Source organism: Paenibacillus sp. N119s, from assembly GCF_059447605.1.
The window spans coordinates 1-385 of sequence record NZ_JCAJRU010000530.1 but is presented as its reverse complement, the minus strand read 5'-3'; the positions used below and the strand labels follow the sequence as shown (position 1 = coordinate 385).

Annotated in this window: 1 protein-coding gene; it reads right to left on the bottom strand. The window is 51.7% G+C overall.

The annotated features are described in order from the left end of the window. A partial coding sequence (locus tag AC5V8P_RS26175; RefSeq protein WP_495474129.1) for a phosphopantetheine-binding protein occupies positions 1-385 on the bottom strand: 385 nt, incomplete at both ends.

Genomic DNA, 385 nt, shown 5'->3' with positions numbered 1-385 from the left:
GCCTGACGAAGCGCTGTTTCGTCCAGTCGATCCTCACGGTGCAGCATTAGAGCCTGGTTGTAGTGTTCAGGATGGGAGGGCTGCAGTTCAATGAACCAATGTTGAATCGGTGTCAAGGCCACGTTTCCAGTGACTTCTCCTTGGTCGGACACGCGGGTCATCCGCTGCACCCGTCCATTCAGCTCAGCAATCGTCGGATACTGGAACAGCTCTCTCATTTCCAGCTTGTAACCATTTTGCAGCAGTCTCGAAGACACCTGAATGCCCTTGATCGAGTCGCCACCCAAATGGAAAAAGTTATCCAAAATACCAATCTGTTCGATGCCCAGTACAGACTGCCATACCGATACCAACGTTCGCTCTACCTCATTACGAGCGGCTACAT